The organism is Methylobacterium sp. 1A, from assembly GCF_058072805.1.
The window spans coordinates 888,758-912,386 of the sequence record NZ_JBYQVE010000001.1; the positions used below are offsets into that span (position 1 = coordinate 888,758).

General features: G+C 64.7%; 21 protein-coding genes. 14 read left to right on the top strand and 7 right to left on the bottom strand.

Annotation, left to right across the window (positions count from 1 at the left end):
* Positions 1-155 precede the first annotated feature (155 nt).
* The 3 genes from catC to ACX9MN_RS04385 all read left to right on the top strand — a co-directional run bounded on the left by catC (position 156) and on the right by ACX9MN_RS04385 (position 2,051).
* On the top strand, positions 156-440 hold the full coding sequence (gene catC / locus ACX9MN_RS04375) for a muconolactone Delta-isomerase (protein ID WP_489723803.1): 285 nt from the start codon (positions 156-158) through the stop codon (positions 438-440).
* A 13-nt stretch (positions 441-453) separates the two neighbouring features.
* The gene (locus tag ACX9MN_RS04380) at positions 454-750 is read left to right on the top strand and encodes a YciI family protein (RefSeq protein WP_020091691.1); all 297 of its coding nucleotides are present in this window, start codon (positions 454-456) and stop codon (positions 748-750) included.
* 83 nt (positions 751-833) lie between these two features.
* Positions 834-2,051, top strand: a complete 1,218-nt coding sequence (locus ACX9MN_RS04385) for an ABC transporter substrate-binding protein (RefSeq protein WP_489723804.1) — start codon at positions 834-836, stop codon at positions 2,049-2,051.
* Positions 2,052-2,134: 83 nt separating this feature from the next.
* Here ACX9MN_RS04385 and ACX9MN_RS04390 read toward each other — a convergent pair whose 3' ends face one another.
* From ACX9MN_RS04390 to ACX9MN_RS04420, 7 genes are all read right to left on the bottom strand, one after another.
* Positions 2,135-2,863, bottom strand: coding sequence for a winged helix-turn-helix domain-containing protein (locus ACX9MN_RS04390; protein ID WP_427507727.1), 729 nt, complete (start codon positions 2,861-2,863; stop codon positions 2,135-2,137).
* 143 nt (positions 2,864-3,006) lie between these two features.
* The gene (locus ACX9MN_RS04395) at positions 3,007-3,312 is read right to left on the bottom strand and encodes a hypothetical protein (protein WP_132366326.1); all 306 of its coding nucleotides are present in this window, start codon (positions 3,310-3,312) and stop codon (positions 3,007-3,009) included.
* A 118-nt stretch (positions 3,313-3,430) separates the two neighbouring features.
* Positions 3,431-5,317 carry a CHASE2 domain-containing protein gene (locus ACX9MN_RS04400; protein WP_489723805.1) on the bottom strand — a complete coding sequence of 629 codons (1,887 nt, stop codon included), beginning with the start codon at positions 5,315-5,317 and terminating at the stop codon, positions 3,431-3,433.
* Positions 5,314-5,835 carry a FecR domain-containing protein gene (locus ACX9MN_RS04405; protein ID WP_020091686.1) on the bottom strand — a complete coding sequence of 174 codons (522 nt, stop codon included), beginning with the start codon at positions 5,833-5,835 and terminating at the stop codon, positions 5,314-5,316. The genes ACX9MN_RS04400 and ACX9MN_RS04405 overlap by 4 nt, the downstream gene beginning before the upstream one ends.
* 23 nt (positions 5,836-5,858) lie before the next feature.
* Positions 5,859-6,539 (bottom strand): Crp/Fnr family transcriptional regulator, encoded by a 681-nt coding sequence (locus ACX9MN_RS04410; RefSeq protein WP_020091685.1) that lies wholly within the window; start codon positions 6,537-6,539, stop codon positions 5,859-5,861.
* Positions 6,540-6,846: 307 nt separating this feature from the next.
* The gene (locus ACX9MN_RS04415) at positions 6,847-6,987 is read right to left on the bottom strand and encodes a hypothetical protein (RefSeq protein WP_210187340.1); all 141 of its coding nucleotides are present in this window, start codon (positions 6,985-6,987) and stop codon (positions 6,847-6,849) included.
* A gap of 89 nt (positions 6,988-7,076) precedes the next feature.
* On the bottom strand, positions 7,077-7,556 hold the full coding sequence (locus tag ACX9MN_RS04420) for a cupin domain-containing protein (RefSeq protein WP_489723806.1): 480 nt from the start codon (positions 7,554-7,556) through the stop codon (positions 7,077-7,079).
* A gap of 233 nt (positions 7,557-7,789) precedes the next feature.
* On the opposite strand from ACX9MN_RS04420, the gene ACX9MN_RS04425 reads away from it, so the two are divergent.
* The 11 genes from ACX9MN_RS04425 to ACX9MN_RS04475 all read left to right on the top strand — a co-directional run bounded on the left by ACX9MN_RS04425 (position 7,790) and on the right by ACX9MN_RS04475 (position 23,459).
* On the top strand, positions 7,790-9,220 hold the full coding sequence (locus ACX9MN_RS04425) for a HAMP domain-containing sensor histidine kinase (RefSeq protein WP_489723807.1): 1,431 nt from the start codon (positions 7,790-7,792) through the stop codon (positions 9,218-9,220).
* Positions 9,217-9,882: a response regulator gene (locus ACX9MN_RS04430; protein WP_056521453.1), complete on the top strand. Its 666-nt coding sequence runs from the start codon at positions 9,217-9,219 to the stop codon at positions 9,880-9,882. The genes ACX9MN_RS04425 and ACX9MN_RS04430 overlap by 4 nt, the downstream gene beginning before the upstream one ends.
* Positions 9,883-10,470: 588 nt before the next feature.
* Complete coding sequence (locus tag ACX9MN_RS04435; protein WP_331327840.1) at positions 10,471-10,842, top strand: helix-turn-helix domain-containing protein; 372 nt, start codon at positions 10,471-10,473, stop codon at positions 10,840-10,842.
* A 288-nt stretch (positions 10,843-11,130) separates the two neighbouring features.
* Positions 11,131-11,859, top strand: coding sequence for a hypothetical protein (locus ACX9MN_RS04440; protein ID WP_331327839.1), 729 nt, complete (start codon positions 11,131-11,133; stop codon positions 11,857-11,859).
* Between the two features lie 1,487 nt (positions 11,860-13,346).
* Complete coding sequence (locus tag ACX9MN_RS04445) at positions 13,347-13,868, top strand: hypothetical protein (RefSeq protein ID WP_331327838.1); 522 nt, start codon at positions 13,347-13,349, stop codon at positions 13,866-13,868.
* Positions 13,868-16,051, top strand: coding sequence for a TnsB C-terminal domain-containing protein (locus ACX9MN_RS04450; RefSeq protein ID WP_331327837.1), 2,184 nt, complete (start codon positions 13,868-13,870; stop codon positions 16,049-16,051). Before ACX9MN_RS04445 ends, ACX9MN_RS04450 begins: the two co-directional genes overlap by 1 nt.
* 7 nt (positions 16,052-16,058) lie before the next feature.
* Positions 16,059-17,138 carry a TniB family NTP-binding protein gene (locus ACX9MN_RS04455; RefSeq protein ID WP_489723808.1) on the top strand — a complete coding sequence of 360 codons (1,080 nt, stop codon included), beginning with the start codon at positions 16,059-16,061 and terminating at the stop codon, positions 17,136-17,138.
* Positions 17,139-17,155: 17 nt separating this feature from the next.
* On the top strand, positions 17,156-19,015 hold the full coding sequence (locus tag ACX9MN_RS04460; RefSeq protein WP_331327835.1) for a TniQ family protein: 1,860 nt from the start codon (positions 17,156-17,158) through the stop codon (positions 19,013-19,015).
* Between the two features lie 50 nt (positions 19,016-19,065).
* Complete coding sequence (locus ACX9MN_RS04465; protein ID WP_331327834.1) at positions 19,066-20,580, top strand: TniQ family protein; 1,515 nt, start codon at positions 19,066-19,068, stop codon at positions 20,578-20,580.
* 507 nt (positions 20,581-21,087) lie between these two features.
* Positions 21,088-23,256: an AAA family ATPase gene (locus ACX9MN_RS04470; RefSeq protein ID WP_331327833.1), complete on the top strand. Its 2,169-nt coding sequence runs from the start codon at positions 21,088-21,090 to the stop codon at positions 23,254-23,256.
* Complete coding sequence (locus ACX9MN_RS04475; RefSeq protein WP_489723809.1) at positions 23,253-23,459, top strand: hypothetical protein; 207 nt, start codon at positions 23,253-23,255, stop codon at positions 23,457-23,459. Before ACX9MN_RS04470 ends, ACX9MN_RS04475 begins: the two co-directional genes overlap by 4 nt.
* The last annotated feature ends 170 nt before the right edge of the window (positions 23,460-23,629 follow it).

Consider the following 23,629-nt stretch of genomic DNA (forward strand, 5'->3'; position numbering starts at 1 on the left):
GCCATCGGGCGCCGCGGCGCGTACGGCAGCCCCGCGCCGGTCTCGGCCGCGTCTCGGCGTCGTGTCGGCGTCGTGTCGGCGTCGTCCGGCGCTTCGCGACGCAGCAGACCGCAGGTCAAACGCCCCGGCACGACCGGCGGCAGAGGTTCGACGTCATGCTCTACATGGTCCACATGCAGGTCAACATTCCGGCGTCCCTCCCGAAGGAGGAGGCGGCTCGCCTGAAGGCCGAGGAGAAGGCCTACGCCCAGAAGCTCCAGCAAGATGGCCGATGGCGGCATCTCTGGCGCATCGCCGGGCAGTACGCCAATTACAGTGTCTTCGACGTGGCGGGAAACGATGAACTTCACGAAATCCTGAGTTCGCTGCCGCTCTACCCGTATATGGCGATCAGCGTGACGCCGCTGGCGCAGCATCCCTCCGCGATCGCGGCCAACTGACGGGACCACCGCCATGCCTTACATGATCGAGACCTTCGACAAGGCCGGGAGCCTGGACGTCCGCAGGGCGAACCGCGCGGAGCATCTCGTCTACCTCGACCGGATCAAGGACCGGCTCCTGGCCTGCGGCGCGAAGCTGAACGACGACGGGAGCGACGCCGGCGGCGGCCTCTACGTCGTCGACGTCGAGACCCGCGCGGAGGCCGAGGCGCTCATCCACGCGGACCCGTTCTACAAGGTCGGGCTCTTCGAGCGCGTCGAGATCCGGCGCTGGCGCAAGGCCTACCTGGACGGCCGCAGCTATCTCTGAGACCGAGGGAACGCGGTTTCGAAGGACAGGCGGCCTTCCGGTACGGGGCAGCCGCTGAAGAACAAGAGATTGGGGAGGAAACAATGATCCGTCGTCCTTGGGTGGCGGCCGCCGCGTTCGGCGCCGCTGCCCTCACCGCCCTGCCCGCCTCCGCGCAGTACGCCGATGGCGGCATCAAGATCGGCATCCTGACCGACATGTCCGGCGGATACTCGGATCTGGCCGGCCGCGGCTCGGTGACGGCCGCGCAACTCGCGGTCGAGGATTTCGGACGGCCGATCAACGGTCGGAAGGTCGAGCTCGTCTTCGCCGATCACCAGAACAAGGCGGACATCGCCTCGTCGATCGCGCGCCGGTGGTTCGATACCGAGGGCGTCGACGCGATCTTCGACACCAATTCCTCGGTCGCCGGGCTGGCGGTGCGCGAGGTCGCGCGCAGCAAGGGCAAGATCGACATCAACTCCGGCGCCGGCTCCATGGCGCTGACCAACGCCGCGTGCTCGCCGACCGGCGCCCACTGGTCGTGGGATACCCACTCGCTCGCGGCCGGCACCGCCGCGGCGCTGGCGGACGATCCGAAGAACACGTGGTTCTTCATCACGGCCGACTACACCTTCGGGCACGATCTTGAGGCGCAGGTCACCCGGGTCGTGAAGGCCAAGGGCGGCACGGTGCTCGGGTCGGTCAAGCACCCGTTCCCCAATCCGGATTTCTCGTCCTACCTGCTGCAGGCACAGGCGTCGGGCGCGAAGATCATCGGCATGGCCAACGCCGGCGCCGACACGATCAACACCATCAAGCAGGCGAGCGAGTTCGGCATCCTGCAGGGCGGCCAGAGGCTGGGCGGGCTCAACATCTTCCTGACCGACATCTACTCCGTCAGATTGCCGGCGGCGCAGGGCATGATCCTGACGACGGGCTTCTACTGGGACATGGACGACCAGACGCGCGCCTTCGCGCGGCGCTTCGGCGAGCGGATGGGCGGCCGGATGCCGACCATGGTCCAGGCCGGCGACTACTCGGCGGTGCTCCACTTCCTGAAGGCGGCCGAAGCCGCCGGCACGGATGACGGCCTGAAGGTGATGGCCAAGATGCGCGAGCTGCCGATCCAGGATTTCTTCGCCCGCAACGCCACGCTGCGCCCGGACGGCCGCATGGTCCACGACATGTACCTCGCCCAGGTGAAGTCCCCGGCGGAATCGACGGGGCCCTGGGACTTCTACAAGATCCTGAAGACGATCCCGGGCGACCAGGCGTTCCAGCCGCTCTCCGAGAGCACGTGCAAGCTGGTGAAGGGCTGACGCGCGCCTTCGCGGCTCGTCACCCATATGGGGGCGCGGGCCGTGCACCCCTATCTCCACCGGGGTCGCCGCTCGCGACGGCCCTAGTGGGACGTGCTCTCGACCGCGGCGGCGAAGACGTAGCCGACCCCGCGCTCGGTCACGATGAGCTTCGGGTCGCTAGGCCTGCGCTCGATCTTCCGGCGCAGCCGCAGGATCTGCACGTCGATGCAGCGATCGAAGACGTCGTCGTGGACGCGGGTGACCTGGAGCAGGTACTCGCGGCTGAGCGGACGCTGAGGTGCGTCGAGGAACGCCGCCAGGAGCGCGTAGTCGCGCTTGCCCAGGACGACCTCTTCCCCGTCGGGATTGATCAGACGCCGGCGTCGACGGTTCAGGACCCAGCCGTCGAAGCGCCGGCACGGCGCCTCCGCCGGTCGGGACGAGGCCTGCGCCGCGACGCGGCGGAGGACGACGCGCACGCGCGCCAGGAATTCGCGCAGGCCGTAGGGTTTGACGATGTAGTCGTCGGCGCCGAGTTCGAGGCCGAGCACGCGGTCGAACTCCTCGCAGCGATGGGCCGTCGTCAGGATGATGGGAACATCGCTCACCGCGCGCAGGTCCCGCAGCAGGTCGAGGCCGTTCTCCGCGCCCGGGCGAAGATTGAGCACCACGAGGTTGAACTGCGACGGATCCGCGAGCTCTCCGCGCGCCTCGGCCCGCGTCGACGCCGGGACGACGTCGACCCCGTGCCCGTCGAGGTATCCGGAGACGACACGCTGAACCTCCGCGTCATCGTCGACGAGCAGAATGCGCAGGCCGTGATGATGCATGAGCGATGCTCCTCCGGAGTCCCGACTGGCGCGATCATCGGAGCAGCGGTCCGAGGGTGTCCGGCCGTCCCGGGGCGGCCGGATGAGCGTCGTCATCCCGTCGCCTGCCGATCGGCCTGGCCGCTGCCCCACGGCGTGACGGTTCAGCGGCAGACCCGCTCGTAGCGGCCCCACACCGGGCTGAAGACCAGGTGACAGTCGCCGAAAAAGCCGCCCGCGGCGTATCCGCCCGCCGGGCTCCACCAGCCATGGCCGCCGAAGCGGTGATGGAAGCCGTGATGGAAGCCGCCGTGATGGAAGCCGCCGTGGTGGAAGCCGTGATGGAAGCCGCCATGGTGCCCGAAGCTTCCGTGCCCGAACCCGCGCGCTTCGGCTCGCCCGGGCACGGTCGCCAGGGCGGCGAGGGCGAGACAGGACAGGATCGCGGTCTTCGTCGAGGTGATCGTCATGAGATGTCTCCCGTTGCGATACGGGGACGATGCACCGGAGAGCCCGGGGGGGACTGTGACCCGGGTCACAGTTTCAGTGTGATCCTCCGGTCGGTCAGCGACGCGCTCGGGGGTGCGGCTAGGACGTCGTCGCGCGCGGGTGGCGCAGCCAGACCTCGAGGGGCTGGCTGCGGCCGCGGATCGCCGCGGTCCGGCTCTCGAACGCGCCCTCCGACCGCTCGAGCCCGGCCGCCTGCGCCAGCTCGGCGCTGAGTGCCAGGCGGGCGTGGGCGTCCGCCGCGACCGCCAGCAGGCGGCTCGCCACGTTGACCGTGTCGCCCGTCGCGGTGATGTGCTGGTTGGTGTCGCTGCCGAGGCGCGAGAGGATCACCGGCCCGTAATGCGCGCCGATGCGCAGATCGAGGGCCGGCCCGGCCCCGTGCAGGACCGGGCTGTCCGCGATCCAGGCGCGCGTTCGGACGATGAGTTCCTCCGCGGCCTGGACGGCGTGCGCCGCCTGGTCCGGGTCCGGATCGAGGGCCCCGAACAGGATCATGGCGCCGTCGCCCATGAAGTTCACCACGACGCCCCCGCGCAGGGTCACCGCTTCGTCGACGAGATCGTGGAACGTCTTGAGCATCGCCCGCGTCCGCGCCGGGCCGAGCTGCTCGCTCCGGCGCGTGAAGCCGGTGAGGTCGACGAACAGCACGGGGATGTCGCGCGCGACCGGCTCGGCGAGGTAACCCGGGTCGCGCGCGAGCCGCTCGGCCAGGGCGGCAGGCTGCATCCGCCGCAGCACCTGCTCGGACCGCGCCACGCGCGCGCTCTGGCGGCGCTCGAGCGTCTGGCGGCCGACCGCGCAGACCAGCGCCGGCAGTCCCACGGCCGCGATTGGCAGGGCGGCGCTCAGCCAGATGCCGTGGGCGAACGCGATGGCGCCCGCGGCGAGCCATCCTGCCGTCGCGAGCAGGACCAGGATCAGGCCCGGGCCCGGCGGCAGCACCGCGATGGCGAGCGCGGACCCGACCGCCAGGAGGACCGAGGCCGCGGCGTCTCGCTGCCGCACGCCGGCGTCCCGGACGAGGGCGTCCCCCGTGGTGAGGTGGGCGATGCCGGTAGCGAGGAGTTCGACGCCGGGCAAGACGGGATCGAACGCGGTGGCGAAGGTGTCGCCGCCGCCGAGCGCGGTGACGCCGATCACGACGATGCCGTCCGAGAGCGCCGCGGCCGGCGCCGTCCCGTCGAGGAGGGCGGCCGCGCTCACCGTCGCGATCGTGCGTCGCGGACCGTAGGGGCGCAGCGGAAGGTGGTAGCCGAGGTCCAGCGACAGGGCGCGGTCGCCGATCTGGACGCGCCCCTTGCTGAGCACGGGGTCGTTGCGCGCCGCCAGGGCGGCCGCGCGCAGCACGAAGGACGCGGCGACGCCGTCGGCCGTGCGCACGACCAGGGGGAGATGGCGGGGTACGCCCGACGCGTCCTCGGCGACGTTGACGACACCGGACGCGACGTCTTCGCCGAGCTTCGGCGACGGCCGGTGGAGCGCGGTGGCGAACGGGATGCCGTCCTCGCTGGCGCTCCCGTCGAAGACCGCAGCCGAAGCCAGGATCGCTGTGGTCTTCCCGAGGGCGACGGCGAGCGCGCTGTCCGCCTCCGGCTGCCGCCCCGCCTCGAGGAACAGCACGTCGACGGCGATCACGCGCGGGCGGGCCTCCGCCACCCGCTCGACGATCCGCGCCATCGTGGTCCGCGAGACCGGGAAGCCGCCTTCGCGCCGCACCGTCGCGTCGTCGATCGCCACCACGGTGAGGTTGGGGGGCGGCGTGCGCGGGCCGGCGAGCCGCAGGCGCAGGTCCGTGAGGGCGGATTCCAGGCGATCGAGGGGCGTCGCGCGCCCGGCGAGATGGAGATGGCCGAGCCAGGCGCCCCAGGCGAGCGCGCCGAGCGACGCGGCGAGCAGGAAGACGCGCCGCGCCAGCCGGAAGGTCCGGTCGGGCGTCGGAGCCGCCGGCCGACCGGCCTCGCTCAACGCCCGAACCGCTCGAGCAGGCTCCTGACGCGCTCCTGGGGCCAGCGCCGGACCTCCAGAGGGTCGCGGCCGTCATCGACGTCGACCCCCTCGCCCGGCCCGAGCGTGACGGCGACCTGCGGGTCGGTGCGCCGGGCGACGTCGACCCGTCCCTGGGCCACGAAGACGGAGGTGCGCGCCCGCGTCACGTCGACGGCGTAGACCGTGCCCCGCACCGAGGCCACCGCGTGGGGGGTGAGGATCTGGAAGCCGTCGCGGCGGACGCGGCGGCTCGCCGGGATGGTGACGAAGACCGCGTTGCCGCCGATCTCGGCGCCCTTGAGATGTCCGTCACCGTCGGGTCCCACAGGGCGCAGGCTGCCCGCGCGCTCGGTTTCGAGCGTCAGGCCATCGGCGCAGTGCAGGATCCGCAAGGGCGGATCGAAGCGCGTCGTCTCCGTACATCGCGTCTGCGCTGCGGCGCTCGACGCCGCGATGGTGAGGGCGGCCGTGGCCGCCAGGCGCGCTGTCGTTCTCATGCGGTGAAGCCCTGTCGCCCCGATCATGTCTGCGCCCGCGCGCCCAGCGCGACGAGCCGGTGTGAGGCCCGCACGGTGACGCGCGCGCGGCCGAGATCGATGAGGCCCGATCTCTGCCAGTCCTGCAGGACGCGGTTCACGCTCTCCCGCGCCGCGCCGACGAAGGCCGCGAGTTCCTGCTGCGTCACCTGGATCTCGGCGCCGTAATCCTCCGACAGCATGATCAGGCGCCGGGCGAGGCGCATGTCGAGCGGCAGCAGAGTCGCCTCCTCCATGCGCGCGCTCATCCAGCGCAGGCGCTGGCACAGCAGGCCGATGATCCGGACCGCCAGGGCGGGATCGCCGTGGAGCAGTTTGAGGAAGGCCCGCCCCTCGACGACGAACAGGTCGGCCGGCTCGAGCGCCACGGCCTCGGCGGTCCGTGGATGGCCGTCGAGGAAGGCGATCTCGCCGAAGACGTCGCCCGGCCCGAGCAGGTTGAGGGTGACCGCGCGCCCGTCGTCGGAGCCGGCACCGATCCGGATCTGCCCGCGCCGCACGGCGTAGAGGGCATCGCCCGGATCGCCCTTCTGGAAGAGGATCTCGTGTCGCGCGAGGCTGCGCGTCGTGCAGAGCCCGGCAATGGTCTCGATCGCCTCCGGACCAAGCTCAGCGAAGAACGCGTTGGCCTTCAGAAACCGAACGAGCGTGTGCGGCGTGCTCACGACTGCATCTCTCCGGCCGTCGAGCTGGGGCTTATGCGCGTGTCGAGGGCCGATTAGCAAGGCTTACACTGCGAGAGCGGAGGATGATCATGGTCTCCGCCCGCGGGCGTGCTCACGGCGACGATTGTTACAGGCCGCGCGCCCGCTCCAGCATGCCGGTGGCCCGTTCGCCGATCACCCCGCACGGCGCCTGGCTGTCGCCGGTGGTCAAGCGGGGCAGGATCGAGGCGTCCAAGACCGTCCGAACGTCGCGGCCCGTTCGGGCGGTGCAGCCCTGGAGCCGGTCAGTGACCGCGGCAGCACGGATTCAGTCCGCCCTCGCCGCGCCGGACGGGCGGAACGCCCGCGCGCTGCCGCGGGCGCGGCAGAGGTCGGCGCGGGCCGCGGTCGCCGTCACGTCGGCCGAGTGGGACAGGTCGTTCGCCTCGATGACCGGCGGCGTCGCCATGTCGGCGCGCCGCGCGCGATCAGGCTTCTCGAGAGTGTCTGCGGCGGGTCGGAGCGACTGTCGCGCGCGGATCGTATCCCCGTGGACGATCACTTGTCCGAGCGCGTCTTCCTCGGATCGTCGGAGGGGTTGATGTAGTCGAGCCCGAAGGGCCCTGTTCCCGAGACCTGGATCACGGCCGGGTCGCGCGTCGTCCAGAGCGCGTGGGGCATTCTGGCCGGCAGATACAGGAAGGCACCCTGCTGGAGAGACTGCCCCCGGCTCGCGTCGATCGTCTTCCCCATGTCGTGGACGAGTGTGCCGGACAGCAAGGTCACGCTCTCGTCGGTCGCGTGCGTGTGCGGAGCGATGACGTAGTTCGGCGGGAACCGGAGCCTGAGCGTGAACGGTCCGGGCTTGTCCGGATCGCCGGCGATGATGCTGATCTCGCTGCCCTTCGGGAGGGAGGGCGGCGCAGCGCGCCACTGGACGGCGTCGTCACCGGTGACCATGACCATCTCGCCCGCGCGCGCGTCCGGCGCGAGGCATGCGAGGAAGAGGACGAGACAGCAGCTCTGGCGCAGACGCATCGACAATCTCCAGATCGGCGCTGGGGCGAGCCCGGATCGAACCTGTCCGCTGACGCCGAACCCACTCTACCGTCGGCGGCGCTCGCGACAGGGTCCGTCCTGTTAGACCGCGCGCCTTCGGACCCGCTACGGCAGAACGCCCGTACCGACCCGGGCAAATCGCACGACCTTGCCGGGGACCCTTCCAAGACGGTCGCGGGCTCGCATACTCTCGTCCTTTCGGGAGAACACGGGTGACACCCTTCAGGCTCAAGCAGGTCCTGGCCGTCTGGGACGCGCGCGAGCTGGATCTCAAATGGGCCCTCGTCGGACGCATCGCGCTGATCGCGATCCTCTGCGCTGCCGGAGCGGCCGCCTACGCGATGCACGACGTCGCGGCGAAGACCCGACAGCGGAACGCCGAGACGGCCGATGAGGTGCACAAGCAGCTCCGCCTCCAGCTCCTGCGAATCGAGCGGGCGGCCGACATTCCCCAACGCTTCCCGGATTGGGAGATCGTCACCCGGTACGCTCTGCAACCGGGCCAGTGCGTGCAGCTGATCCCGGCGGAGGCCGGTCCGACACGGTCGAGCTGCTTGGGCGTCGAGGCGCACGCGCGCGCCGCACCCGACTGGTTCGCGACGCTCTACCGGTTCCTCTTCTTCGCCGGATCCACCGTCCGCCTACCCCTCGAGCATCAGGGATCGCGGATCGGGATCGTCGAAGCGGACATCGATCCCGACGCGGTCGTCGGGTCGGCGTGGATCGTGCTGAAGCAGGTGTCCGGCGCTCTCGCGGCCATGACCGTCGTCCTGTGCGTGCTGGTCTACGGCGCGGTGGCGCACGCGCTGCGTCCCGCCAACGAGATCCTGATCGGTATCGATCGCGTCGCGAAGGGCGACCTCGGATGGCGTCTGCCGAGCCTCCGCCTGCGCGAGCTCCGACGCATCGCGACGGTCTTCAATCAGCTTGCCAGCCATCTCCAAATCGCCACGCGGGAACGTGCCGAGCTCGCGCGCCGGCTGATCGATGCCCAGGAGCAGGAGCGGCGATGGCTGTCGCTCGAACTGCACGACGACGTCGCGCAGCGGCTGACGGCGTTGAGCCTTCTCGCCCGGTCGATCCAGGAGGGCGCGCGCTCCTCGTCGCCTTCGGTCGTGGCCGAGAGTGCCGAGCTCGCCACCATGGCGTCGGACGCCGTGCGCGCTCTTCGGAGCACCCTCGCCGCGCTCAGGCCGCCGGAGATCGACGATCTCGGGCTGCGGGTCGCGCTCCGGAGTCTGATCGCCGCCCGGGCGCAGCGCGCCGGGGGCCGGATCCACGTCACGCTCGCGGCCGACGCGCAGGCCGATCGCCTGCCCTCCGACGCGGCGGCCCATATCTACCGGATCGTCCAGGAAGGCCTCACCAACGCCGTCCGCCACGCGGCCGCGCGCACCGTCGCGATCGCGCTGAACGTCGCGGAGACCGACGGCGGCGCCGAGGTCCAGCTGATCCTCACGGACGACGGGAGCGGCGCCCCCGTGGAGGCGCTGGAGCGCCCGCATTCCGGTCTCGGCCTGCTCGGCATGCGCGATCGCGTCCACGCGCTCGGCGGGCAGATCGTGACGGAAACGTCCCCGGGCGGCGGGTTCCGCCTGCGGGTCCGCTTTCACGCCGCGCTCGCGGGCGACGAGGTGTCATGACCAAACGGCGCATACGCGTGATGCTCGTCGACGATCACGCCGTCGTGCGGGAGGGCTATCGCCGGCTTCTGGAGCGGCAGCCCGACATGGAGGTCGCCGCCGAGGCCGGGGACGGCGCGGAGGCCTATCGCGCCTACCGCATGGTGGAGCCGGACGTCGTCATCATGGACATCAGCATGCCCGGCCGCGGTGGGATCGACGCCATCCGTCAGATCCGTCAGGTGGATCCGAGCGCCCGCATCCTCGTCTTCAGCGTGCATGCCGCGGTGAGCTACGCGCTCCAGGCCATACGCGCCGGCGCCCGCGGCTACATCACCAAGAGCAGCGCTTCGGATCTCCTCATCGAAGCGGTGCGAAGCGTGTTCAACAACAAGCTGACCCTGTGCGCGGAGATCTCGCACCTGCTGGCCGCGAGCCGGCTGGCGGAGGAGACGTCGCCGATCGACCAGCTGTCGCCTCGGGAATTCGAGATCCTGCGGATGATCCTCGACGCGCGGCACACGGACGCGATCGCGGCCGATCTCAGCCTCTCGCCCAAGACCGTCGCGAACTATCACTACGCCATCAAATCGAAGCTCGGCGTCAGCTCGGACGTGGAACTCGTCTACTGCTGCATCCGGTGCGGGCTGATCGATCCCTTCGCGGTCGTCGGAGCGGACTAGAACGCGCGGGCGCGCGGCCCGCAGCTGAACATTCCAGAAGTTTCCGAGAGAGAAGATCCTGTATCTGCCGTAGGTTAGTGTGGATCGTCTAGTCTGCTCAAAAAAAGATGTCTAACGGTAAATGAGAAATATCTCCGTTTTTCCACGAATGCGTGCGAAAGCGTTTCTCGCCAAGCTTAGATGGAGATTCTAGCGTGGTTCGACAGGTCCGCTTGCAACGGCACATCAACGCGTCCCAATTTGGTTGGCCCATCGCAAACGGTCCCGCTCAGGTCATTCGCCGTTACCCCAAGGATGCAGCGCCCGCTCGATGTGTTCTCAGCACTATGGGGAGGCGCTGAACCTCTGATACGGACATGGCGCGCTCGGAAGCCGTTAGTCCGCAGGGACCATAGCTGGGATCCGTCGTTCGCGTCTTACGACGCTGATGCGCTCTACGATTGTGGCCATCGATCCTTGCGGGCCGCACTTCAGATGAGACGTCGTCCTCCTTACTGCCGTTCCAGAGTCGGTGACGATCCACTCGACCTACCCGCACGCATGCTGAACCGCATTGGAATTGAGAGCCCGCGCGGATAAGCCGAAGCGATGAAGGAACAGGACGAGGGGAAACCGATGTCCGGTGCGGAGTTCCGCGAGCGCTTGCGTGAACTCGGTCGGACGCACGCCGACTTCGCGCGCGAGGTCGGCAGTTCGTCCAGAAGCGTCGACCGTTGGATCAGCGGGCGACCGCCACCGGAGATCGCGTACATCGTAGATCTCCTCATGACGATTCAACTCGTTGCACCGCAGCCGTTGCAAGCGGATCGTCCCCTCTCGGAATGCAGCTTCCAATCGGAACTTGACCGAATCTTCTCGCGCGCGGAGGCCGACGGCCGCAAGGCCGAGTTCGTAGCAGCCGTCGAACGCTGGTTGCGGGCCAACGCTGCCTCGACAAGCGCAATCGTACGTGGAGGGTAGTCGACTTCCGGAGCGCAACCGAGTGCTTGAGGGCCGCCGGACCACAACAGCTATCGCCACAATCCACAGTTTCAACAGCCCCGGCGAGCTTTTCCGTAAGACATTTTGTCTGTACTTTATTGGCCAGGGTAATCGCGGAATATCGAGATCGGTTCTTAGCCAGTCTTCTCACGAAGAAGCTGGTTCGGATTGATGGTTATCAAGAAATTGCTGAACCAGCTGCCCGCAGGGTTCGACCCCCTCCGTGTGCGGGCCTAGTGCCGGCTTATGCCGGCGAAGGGATGGCCGATGCCGAAGGTACACCCATTTCCGCCGATTCATCCCGGCTTCCGATCTCACAAGACGCCTGCCGTCATCCACTATCCTCAAAGGTGGCATCGCGACGTTCTTCTTCAGCTTTCCCTCGATCCGAGCGTGGTTTCGGTCCGCCGCGGGCCGGTCTCGGACATTCCAAACGCGCTGACGCTCGACTTGCAGACGCAAGCGGGCATCGTCCGTCTGATTGCACTTCGCGACGAGTGCCAGATGACCGCACAGGCCGAGCAGGCCGGACTGGTGCCGGTGCACCGTTCGACCTTCCTACGAGAGCCGAGAGTCGGTACCGCTCGTGCGGTCTGGGCGATGAGGAAACACATCGTTCCGCCTGCCGATCGACTGAGGATTCTCGACCGCCTGCATGCCGATGGACGCGGGCTGCCGATCGCAGACCTGATGGTGTGCGTCCGGTCGGGCGACGCGGCGGAGGCGGTTCTGGCCATGGCCTGCGATGGTTCCGTCGTACTCGATATCGACGGGCACCTGACCCCGGAGACGATCGTGCGTCTGCCCCACCAATCGAACGGACGGAAGGATGGCGGGCTCGCTGACACGGAACGGCGCTCCGGGTTGAAAGCCGTTCCTTCCAGACGAGTCGTGTCGTCGACATCCGGACGTCCGTGGACGCGTCCACGTCTCTCGGAACGACACGACGACGAATCGTCCACGACGCTTGCCTCCAGCGACGAAGAGGGTAAATAGTAAATGCGCTTCGCGATCGGTCGTCCACGAAGCGGGGGATAACGACGCTGTCCGACCGTGTCCGCGAGATAGAGATTCTGGACGCAGAGATCGCTGATCTTGAAGCGGAGATGTGGCGCCTCGGAGCGCTTCGTGCCGCGAAGATCGCACACAGAAGTTTCCTTGCGGCAGCGGAGAACTTTCCGATGCCGCGCCCTCCGGACGTCGGCGGCGGCAACCGCATCAGGCGTCCCGCGCCATCGAAGGGGCACGGCGATGTCATCGCGCGGGTTGGAGGGCATCCGAAATCCGAGGCCGGCGGGGGCGATCCAACGCCATCGATCGGGAGAGTCGATTTGGCGCAAGTCATGGCCAACGCTTCGCCGGGTCAGCAGGCTGCGATTCCGATGATCGCAAGTTTGCTAGCCGAACGTGCGCCGGTCGGAGTGGCTGCCGAGGAATTTCAGAAGCGCATCGTCGACCGGGGAGTGGTGTCCAGCTCCGTTCTGTCCAAAGCTCTGACAGGAATGACGAAGGCTGGGTTGATCACATTCTCGCGGAACTCGGGCCTGTGGTTCGCCGCAGCATCGTCGGGCGCATCAGGGTCGGGGTGGCCAGGTCCTACGTCCACGGGGATTTCGGGAGAACAGACGTGATGGCATTTCGCACATCCGGCCGCCGCACTTCCGTACATCCTGCGCGGACCAGGCGACGCCCCCCATGAAAAATGCGCGGTCCGGTTAGGACCGCGCATTGCGGATCGTGGAGCCAACCGTGGAAAGAACGCTCCAACGATCCAGGACCCTTACGTGTCCTGTCGAACGATTCGGTCGCATGCGACCGCGTCGCCCGGACCGCTTCTGTTTGCCACGTCCGCCCCGTCCGACGCAAGCTCGACGGGCGCAGGAACGTGCGGCGCGTGGATGATCCACGGCGGGCCCCGACGACGATACGTCCGCGCTCCGCACCGATCGATGGCTTCGAGTCGGCGCTTCACTCCACCTCTTCTCCGGCGTCGACACGCGTAAGAGCGCCTCTCCGCCGATGCTTGGAGCACGCCCATGAGCAGGCGCTTGATGATGCTCGGTATTCACCCCGATCTGGTGCGTGCTACGCCATGGGGCATGGTTCCGCGACAGCGACCGCTCTTCCATCCTCTCCGATGGGAGTCGACCGCAGGTCCTTATCCGCGCGATCCCCGGATCGAAGAGTGGCTGGTCGATGCGGTCACCCACTACCCCGTTGCCGGTTCCGTACGCTCATCTCCTTCGCCGGTAGTGCACCGATATTGGCCGGCACCCGATCGACCGGAGCGGGTCGACGGTTCCGCCATCGTCTCGTGTCGAGTGGACATGGCGGACGTATTTCCACGCGTCCCGCAAACACCCCTGGCGCGATCGCCACGGAGCGCGAGGCAAGGAAGGCAGAACAGGTTGCCGAGCCGAAAGGCCGGGCGCGTGATCCGATGCGCATCGGATCCCGAGTTCGACCATGCGCTGGATTGCGAGATGAGTGCCTCGGTCATGCGCTTCGTCGAGCAGCCCTGCACGCTGCGCTACCGTTTACACGGCGAGTTGCGCATCGCGAGACCGGACGCGTTCGTCGTGGAACTCGGCCTTCCGGAGTTCCGGGAGGTCAAGCTCGAGAAGGACGCAGTTCGTCCGGAGAACGAGGCTCGTTGGCCCGCCATCGCCGCAACTCTCAACGGGATGGGTTTCGGTTATCGTGTGGTGACCGAACTGGATTTGCAGGCGGGCGGACGAAGCGACACGATCTACACCGTCTACGAGCACCGGCACTCGCCCCTGCCCTCGGCCTCCGACATCGCCTCGCTGCGGCAGATCCTCGAGCCGGGGCCGGTCAATCTAGCATGCATCCGGGATCAGATACCTGCGATCCGGCGTGAGCAGATCTTCGCGATGGTTCGGGCGGGCCTGTTCGCCATGGATTTCAACGCTGCTCCCGGCCCGGAGACGCTCGTGATGCTCCCGGACCACGCGAGGCATCCGCAGTACTACGGAGCGTGCTGATGGAGACGGGGAAATTCGAGACCGGGCAGCGCATTCTTTGGAACGGCACGCTCTTCGTCCTCTTGAGTAAGGCGACTCTAGACGGAATCGATTTCTGGCATTACGTGCCATGGTCTGGAGATAATATCCCTATATCGAGTGTACACTCCGTCGTTCAACGTGATTCAGAAGATGACCTGCATCGAGAGTACTTCGAAGGACGTCTAACATTCGACAACAGGCGCGAGGGCGAGACTCCGGAACAGTCCGTCGCGCGACGGGACCGCCCCAGAGTTCCATTGTCCGACCTGCCGGAGAAGGATTACAAGGACATCTGCTTCCGTCGCGACCTTGTTCGCCGTGTCCAGGCGCAGTTCCCGGAAGGCGGGTACGCTCGGAGAGATCGTCGGACGCAAGGGGGGAAGTCGCTCGTCCTAGAGAAGGTGCTCGCCGATCTCGGCCACGAACTAGGCATTCGATACTATGGCGTCCCACGCAAGGTCAGCGTCGCTTCGTTCTATCGCTACCGCTCCACGCTGGAAGTGCTCAACGATCCACGCGATCTCGCAACGGATCGATCCGCCTGCGGCAAACGCAACCGGAACGTCACTAAAATTCGCGAAATCATCAATAAGCACATTCTTACAGAACTGCAGCTAGCGCGCCGGCGCCGCAATGTCGGAGAGCCAGCACAAATCGTGATGGCGGACATAATCGTTAAAACTTATAAAGAAATCGAGGAGATGAAAGAATTAGATCCATCCTTCAGAGATGCGAAGCTTCCGTGTCGTGCTACATTTTACAACTGTTTTGCGAAATTTCCGCGAGAAAGCCGGGATCACGGCATGCTTGGGCCGACCCATACACGTGCTCGATACAGATACCCAAGGGGGCACGACGAACCGGCCGCCGCACTATCGCAGACTCAATACGACGAGACGCAGACGGACGTGTTCTGCGTCGATGATTTTCTCGGCATTCCACTCGGACGTCCGTACGCCTCGTGGATCGTCGATGTCTATAGCGGCGCCATACTCGGGTTCTACATAGGGTTCGAGCCTCCGGGCGATGTCGTCTTCGGTAGCGTCCTACGACATGCCATCCTGCCAAAGACCTATGTTACGGCCACATTTCCCGATATCAATGCGCCCTATCCGATGGCGGGCATCCCACGGCTGGTCACTTACGACAACTCTCTGAGCGCACACGGCCAATCGATCGAACGCCTGATGGGCGACTTCGACGTTGCTTATGACTTCACACCCAGCCGCATGCCGTGGGTCAAAGGCGATGTCGAGGGCATGTTCCGGAGGTTGAACACGACGCTGCTCTCCCTGATGCCGGGCTACGTTCTCTCCGATAAACTGGCTCGATGCGATTACGACCCGGCACGTAACGGTGTGATCGGGCTCTACCACCTGATTTACATATTCCATAAGTGGTTGCTTGAGCATTACCACGCTACCACCAAGCTGAACAGGCAGCTCCCCAGCCCCAACGCTCGCTGGTGCGATGGCACGCGCATCGTGAAGCCTGAATTCCCCGTTATGGGCAGCGAACTGGATTTCCTTTTCGGGATAATCCGCGAAGGTAGGACCCTGGACAATCGTGGGTTAATCTTTCAGGGCCTTCGTTATTACAGCGACAATGGTCACGATATCCGCCGGACGTTCGGACCAAACGTCAAAGTCAAGGTAAAGATAAACCCCCTCAATCTTGGATCGATTCACTGCTTCAACTCCGAACGGAACGTCTGGGTGAAATGTCTGGCTTTGGATGCGATCTATGCAGGCGGGCTGGACCTACATAGGCACACTCTGTACCGCAAATACGCCCGCGAAAAGTGGGGCGGCGAGAGTCTCGAGGACTACGCCAGGGCGAGGATTGCGCTGCAGGAACTCATCGCGGCAGGATTGCCCGACGCGCTTGGCATGCGGACCAATTCGCTGATCGCGAGAGCCTTGGGCCTCGGCACACATACTATGTTCGAGAGTCATCATGCCGCCGCGCCGATGCGAGATGCACGCGGCGTTCTGAGGGGGCCGGCCACGGCTGCGGCGCTGCCGCAGCAGACGGTATCCCACGGCGCCGATGCGCATCAGTCGTCGGGCCATATGCCGACGCCGGTTGAAGTTCCGGCAAGCCGACCGCCCAAGTCTCAGGTGCCGGTCTTCAAGGCCTCTCGAATACTCATGCCGCGCTGAGGTGAAAATGCTCGTACGCGATAGAAGCCCCAATAAGCGGTGGGATCTCGTTCGAGAATTTGATCGGGAATTCGTCGAGCATCCCACGTTCATGAACGTTCTCGACGAGATGAATGATCTTGTCGATGCCCATGGTTGCAAGAGTGAGGCCGACAATCTCTGTATCACTGGCGCTCCCGGCGCAGGGAAATCCACCGCACTCAGGATGCTCGAAGCTGCGCACCCTCGCGAGAAAGATGCGGTGGAGATCAAGACCTCAGCCGGGATCGCGATCTGTGATCGGATTCCTATCCTAGCGATTGAAATGCCTGGTCAGCCCACGCCCAAGAAGATCGCGCGTGAACTGCTCAAAGCTTTGGGTGACCCTTTCTACAAGCGCGGTGAGCGAGAAGACCTCAGGGACAGGGTCGTGCATTTCGCCGGTCGATGTGGAGTCAAGGTGATACCGATTGACGAGGCTCAAAGGGCAGTCGACCGTGACGGCGAGGTGCGAAGCGAGGACATCGCCGAGTTCATGAAAGAATTGCACGGCATGATGAACGTGTCATTTCTTCTGTTCGGGATGGGAAGGATCCGAAGGCTTCTGGATTTCGACGAGCAGATCGATAGACGGTGGTGTTCGGAGAAGGAGATACTGCCGTACGAATGGGGTGGATCCGAGATCGATCCACCGCAAGATAGGTTCAATTTCATGGGGATCCTGGTTGCTTTGGTGGAGAATTGCCCCTTTCCGTTTGCCGACGAGCTCGACGTCATGTCGTACGACTGTGCTAAACGGTTCTACTATGCTTCCCGAGGATTAGTCGGCCTGTTGAAGAAGCAGTTGATCGCAGTCGTCTGGGATGCCGTCGTCCACGGCGAAAAGCATATTACGCGAGAACTCCTGGAATTTTCCTACAATCGCGTGTTTCGAACCCAGAAAGCGCACGAGATTCTCATAAACCCTTGGGGATGCGATTGGTCGGGCCAACTTCCTCCCGCACTGCGCCACCATTCGCTTCTCCTGGCATCGAAGCAGCGCCGATCGTCGCTGAAAAGGAAATCGGCTCGGCGCACCGAACTCGTCTCCGCCCTGACGAAGGCGTGACTGCGATGTCCCCCCGCTTGGTCGTCCGCCCCCGGATCCATCCGCGAGAGTCGCTGCAGCAGTTCATCGTGCGAGTCTGCGAGGCCAATCGCTTCGGCCATCCCGCTCGGCTCCTCGCCCTCGCCGCGCTGCCGGGCTCCATCTTGTCGCGGCGCTGCGATCTGGCCTCTCTGGCGGATCTGCTTGCGATGGACGATCCGGCTGCACTCTGCGCCGCCGCTTATTGGGCCGACGAGAGTCGAGATGGTCTATTGGCCTTCGGGAACTCTTTCGTGCCGGCCTGGGCAGTGAACTTCAGCCGCTCACGCATCTGCTCATCGTGTGTGCGTGAGACCGGGACTTGCAGCCGACTCTGGGACCTTGGTGTCGTCACCGCCTGTCCGATTCATGAGACTACGCTCGTCGATGATTGCGCTTGCGGTCGAGCTCTCTCGCCTCTCAGGTCGGCCATGTCCGCCTGCCGTTGCGGCCGCGAGATCGAGGCCTCGAAGCGGACCGGCTCCAAATCTCTCGTTGCCGTCGCCGCCGCGCTCTCCCAGTTGGCCGAAGATCGGCCGGCAACAGGATGCGCGCCCGTTGCCGATCTGGCCGCCGGCCTGCGCCTGCTCCGGTTCGCGGTCGCGGCGACGGTTCGGCATCCCTCGTCGAGACGTGCCGCTACGGTGTCGAAGCCCGGCGCTGCCGAGATGGCCGCGCGCCTCGAGCAATCCTCCGAAGTGTTGCTGGATTGGCCGGCAGGCCTCCACAGGCTGTTGGCGGAGCACGCCACCGGCCAGTCCGGTCGAGTCGGTCTGGACGCAGCCTTCGGCTCTTTCATACATCGGCTAAAGGCGGTGCTGTCGGAACCTGGTCTCTCGCTCGTCGCCGACGAGGTTCGAACGTGGCTGAGCAGGCGGGTGGATGCACCGGCGATCAAAGCGTGGGCATTCTTCAGTCCATCCGAAGCCGGGCCTGAACGCCTTACTGCGGCCGGTGCAGGCCGAGTTCTGGGAATCTCGCCCGACAAAGTTGCCGCTCTCGTGGATCGGGGGCTGTTGGTGGGGCACGTCCTACCGGCCGGTTCACGGCGGGTCGTACTCGTCGAAAAAACTTCCGTTGAACGCATCCGCGCTTCACGTGTATCGCTGATCACCGCCGAGGCCGCCGCGGCATCGCTCGGTATCGGTGTCAAGCAACTCCATAAGCTCCGACTGCACGGTTTGCTGGCCGAGTTCGGCTTAATTCGAGACGGTAGCGGTACGCTCTATCCGCCAACCTTCGCTGCCGATCTGGACGCCAAGCTAGCCGCCCTGGCGAACGGTTGGGGTAATCCCGGATCCGTCGACCTTGGGAGTCTCCCCGGACTGAGGCGCGTCAAGCTGCATGACGTTCTCTCTTCGGTTTTATCCGGCCATGTTCCGCTGCTACACGCGTCCGGGACAGTAGAAGGGGTTCCAGTCCTCGCCAGATATTCCGTTCCGGCCGACGCCACCTACAAGCTCGGTGCCCGATCCGGACAACCGGCACTTGGCACCGCTCGCGCCGCCAGACGGTTGGGCGTCGCCCCGCGGATGATCCCTGTCCTGCTCGAGACCGGTTGCCTGACGGCGGCCGAAGGGCTTTGCGGCGGCCGAACACGAGGTGTCACTCTCGAGTCGATCGAAGCGTTCCCTCGCAAATTTGCGCTTGCTCGGACTGTCGCACGTGAATACCAGACCAGCGCGCGACGATTGGCGGCTGAAATGGCGATCGCCAACGTTGCGCCGGTGGTCGAAACGGACAGCGGACGCGGCATCTCTGCCGTCTGGTCGCTAGATGCCATCGCCCGCATCCGCCCACTGTTACAGGGACCTGTTTCGGTCTGCAGGAAGGCCGCGCCCCCGCCCATGGTCCGATAGTTGCGCGCGGCGGAATGGCACGCCGAGACTCCGCGCGGAATGGACAGCCCTTGAGCTGGCCCAACGTCCGTCTGGTCGTCCGCTCCGATCCTCTACCCGGAGAAGGATTGCAGGATTGGGCGCTTCGCCTGTGCGAGCTCAACCACATTCGAAAAGTCTCACGCCTCCTGCTTCCGCCGGACATTCTCTGGCGCTGCGATGTCACGCGCGGCGAATGGATCTCCTATCTGGCGGCTGCTACGGGCACCTCGGTGTATCTGATCGAACTTCTGGTAGGGGAGGATGTCGGAGCGAGTACATCCACCGCGATCCCGGGTGTGCGTCTTGCGCACAAATTCTTCAAGCCGCATCCGGCCAAAGCCTGTCCGCTCTGCCTCCGCGAACAGCCGTTCTCCAAGGCTGTCTGGAGGCTTCGGGTATGGACTTGCTGTCCGATTCATGGCGTTTACCTGGTGGATAGCTGCCCAAAATGCGGCAAGCTTCTGGCTTACCAGCGTCCCGGCGTGGATCGCTGCGTAGATCCTGACTGCGATGGACGACCATCCGAAGCTTCGACAGTTCCTGCCTCGTCTGCAGAACTGGAGTTACTCGCCTTGATCGCGAGAGTACTCGGTCAGGCAGTGCCGCCTGTCGCGGGCACACTGAGCAACGTTTTTGGCCATCTTTCCGCCGAGCAAATTTTATCATTCGTCGGCTGGATCGGCCGAAGATGTGCAAATGGCGTTCCTGACGATACTGGGATTTTTAGGTGCGCAGCCAACATCCTCGGCGATTGGCCGAATGGATGGCGTGCGTTGATCAACCAAGACTATAGAGAATGCAACGCAAGAGATGTGAGTCTGTCGTCAAGATATCCTACTATTACTGCAATTTTATCGGTCGACGCGACCACTCGTAAGAATATGGGAGATGCTATGCAAATTATTCATGACGAATTCATAAGATCAATTTGCTCTCTGGGGGGCTGCGAAGGTGTCGTTTATCGCAGCCGTCGACATAAAAGTAATTCCACCGGCATCATGATCTCATTGCGTGAAGCGGGAAAGATACTAGGTGTAGGAAAACGCACGTTATCGCGCATGGTGGACGCCGGCATTTTCAAAACTGTCGAGGTACTCCACGGGAGCGGGCGAGTTATAAATTACCTCTACAGGAGTGAAGTGCATGCGCAAGCAGCGCGCTTGTCTGAACTCGACGTTGAGGGCCCTATCACCTTCGAACAATGCCTCAAACTGCTAGACACAAGTAGAGGCGTTTTGAGGTCATTAATTGACCTTGAATACATATGTTTGGCGCATAATTACTCAATTGCAAATGTATCAACTAGGTCACTCGATGTATTGTATCAGAAACTCGACCGTTTGGCTGCTCCAATGGACTCGAGCTTTAGCGTGCCAATCCATCGCGTTTGTAACGGATTGAGAGGAAAATCAATAACCGACATCCTCGCACTAATGCTATCCGGGACACTTGTATTCAGTATTGATCATGATCAGGGGCGCAAGCTGCGTAGATATGTTTTCCAGGGACGTAAAAGATCTCGGCGCCAGTGCCGATTTCGATAATTTTAGTGTATTGTAGTATGCTCGTCGTTCAATATTTTTAGCGTTACCGATACCTAGAGACTTCACGATGATATAAATTGCGGAAACCATCAGAATTTGCAATACATATTGGTCAGAGGACAAGCTATGGACGACGCTGGCGCATCAGGCCGGGCCAGCAACATTTGAATGTTCGCGAGGAATGTCCGCGGGAAGCGCCTCATCAATAATTCATCTATCGACATCATCTATAAGCAGCTATTCGTTGTTAAAAGGAATTGCGACGCGCCAGAATATCATGGCGGAAATCCATTCTGCCGAAATGGCAGCCTGTGGATAAACGAAGGCTCCGATGGTTTTCGTTCTTGTTTTGTACCATGATCGGCCATCGCCTATGAAGTAGGCGAACTCCTGAAGCCGACGCCTGCCGAGCGCTTCGACTCCGTCGAGCCAGCCGCGTCGCTCCATCCATTTCAGCACCCACGCTGACGGTCGGCGCCTCCGCGGCGCGGCCGCGGGAGATCTCGCATGCTCGCTTCACACCACTCGGGATCGACGATCGTCTCGGATCCGCCGGACTTGGCACCGTCCGACCAGCTCGCCCGCGCCTTCCTGCAACAGCTCGCCCAGGACGAACGCAAGCGGCTGAAGAGCAATCATCGGCTGCATTCCTACGGCTTGGAGGATGATGCGCACTTCGACGAGAGCGACGCCGTCGAGCAGATCGTGGCGCGGGACGAGATTAGCCGGCCCGAGACTGCGCATGTACCCATTCCCGCGGATATTGCCGCCGTCGCCGTCATGCTCGCCCGTGCCGTCGCAGCCGAGCCCGACCTTGTCCGCCGGCTGCGCCGCGAGGCACCTGTCGTCACCGTCGCCACGCACGTTTCGGAACTCATAGAGCCGACTCGTACCGTTGCCGAGACGTGTCTGTTCCGTCCCAACACTAAGGTCATGGATCTGGCGAGCGCACGAGCGCGCGAGCTGAGCCGGCGGCATGCTGCCCTATTCGTTTGCGATGGGATCAGTCGCGACGCGCGGCCGGAGAAAGGCAACGACATCATCGGCACGGCGCTGCATGTTCGGGTGCCGATCGTCGGCATCGCCCCCGATCCGAAGCGCCAGTTGCCGCGTGATCTGACGCGTTCCGCCGAACATCGGATCGCTCTGCACAACCTGGATCAAGCCGGCCTCGATCTCGTCGTCGAAGCCGTCACTGGCGGCAAGCCGACCCGCTCGCTCGATCCGGATCTGCTCCGTATGATCGAGATTGCAGATCTGCCGGTCGCCTTGCGCAGGAGGGCGTCACCCGACAGCTGCGTGGAAGCGATCGAGAGGATCATCGCCGCCAAAGCCGACTTCCTCGGTGCCGGCGCCGCTCTCGAGGAACTCGACGGCTATGGGGCAGCCAAGATTTGGGGATTGGCGGTCGCAGCCGATTTGCAGGCCTACCGTGCCGGCCGTCTGTCGTGGACCGAGATCGACCATCGCGGCCTGCTGCTGTCGGGGCCGCCTGGCGTCGGCAAGACCAGCTTCGCGCGCGCGCTGGCCAAAAGTGCCCGCGTCCCCCTGGTGGCGACTTCAGTGGCCGAATGGAACGCAGCCGACTACCTGTCGGGCACACTTCAGGCGATCCGCAAGGTTTTCGCACAAGCGCAGGCACAGGCGCCTTGCATCCTGTTCATCGACGAACTCGACGGAATCTCAGACCGAGGTCAGATCCGGGGCGAGTACGTCCAGTACTGGACGCAGATCGTCAATCTGTTCCTCGAGCTGCTGGCAGGCGTGGACGAGCGTCCGGGCGTCGTGGTGGTGGCAGCCACGAACCACCCCGGGAAGATCGATCCTGCGGTCAAACGGGCCGGGCGCCTTGATCGGGAGATCGCGATCGAGAAGCCGGACACGACTGCGCTCGCGCGGATCTTCCGGCACCATCTCGGTCGCGAGATCCTGCCCGGTGCGTCGACGCTGCCGCTGGCTCTGGCCGCACGTGGCATGACGGGTGCGGATGCTGAGGCGTTCGTCCGGCGTGCCAAAGGAGCAGCGCGCCGCAATGGGCGAAGCGTGACCCTGGACGATCTATTGGTCGAGATCCGGCAGGGGCGCCGTCCGCTCACGTCGGCGATCAGGCACCGCGTGGCAATCCATGAAGCCGGCCATGCAATCGTCGTCCGAGCACTGGGCTTCGGCGAACTCATGGACCTGTCTCTCCACGACGACGGCGGCCAAGCCTGTCTGGAGTGGACCCGCGACGGTGGTGTGACGCTGTCTCGACTGGAGTCGGGCTTGGCCGCGCTCCTGGCGGGTCGGATCGCGGAAGAGATCGAACTCGGTGACAGTTCTATCGGTGCGGGACTGGGGCCTGCCTCCGATCTCGCCAAGGCGACCGGCATTGCCCGTGACATCGAGCTGAGATTCGGTTTCGGGATCTTTGGCAACATCTACCTTGAGGCCGTCGGGACAGAGACGGTCATGATCGCGGGCCTGCTCCCGGCGATCGTAGAACGACTGCGTAGGGCGAGCGAGCGGGCACGCGGCATCCTGATGGAGCATCGATCGGCCCTGCAGACAGTCGGCCGCCTGCTTGAGGAAGCCGGCTACCTGACACGCGGCGAAATCGACCAAGTCCTTGAGAAGAAGATGCGGACGGATGCGATGCTGATCGTACCGGCCGCGAGCGACGGGGAGGTGCCGTGATGTTCGAAATCCCACCTGCAGCCCCGGAGATCGACGACCTGCAGCCTATCTCCGATGCCATTGATGAACTATGCGAGATCCTCGAGGGGAGCCGCGCTATGGTCATTGAAGAATTGACAGATATCATCCGGCGGCGGACCGCATTCGAGTATTGTAAGCAAGCATTCGAAAACGATTTTGAGGCTTGGCCGTTCGTATCCTGATACGGCGGAGTATGGCGGCGCTACGAGCTTCGCTTGCGTCGTGGGCGATAGCTCAACGCCGCCATGCTTCTTGGCATTCGATACGTTGACCCACGACCGCTCCTTGGCGTGTTGACGAAGCTCGATCGTGGCGATGCGGCCGTCCAGGCGACGTCCATCAACGTATGTGC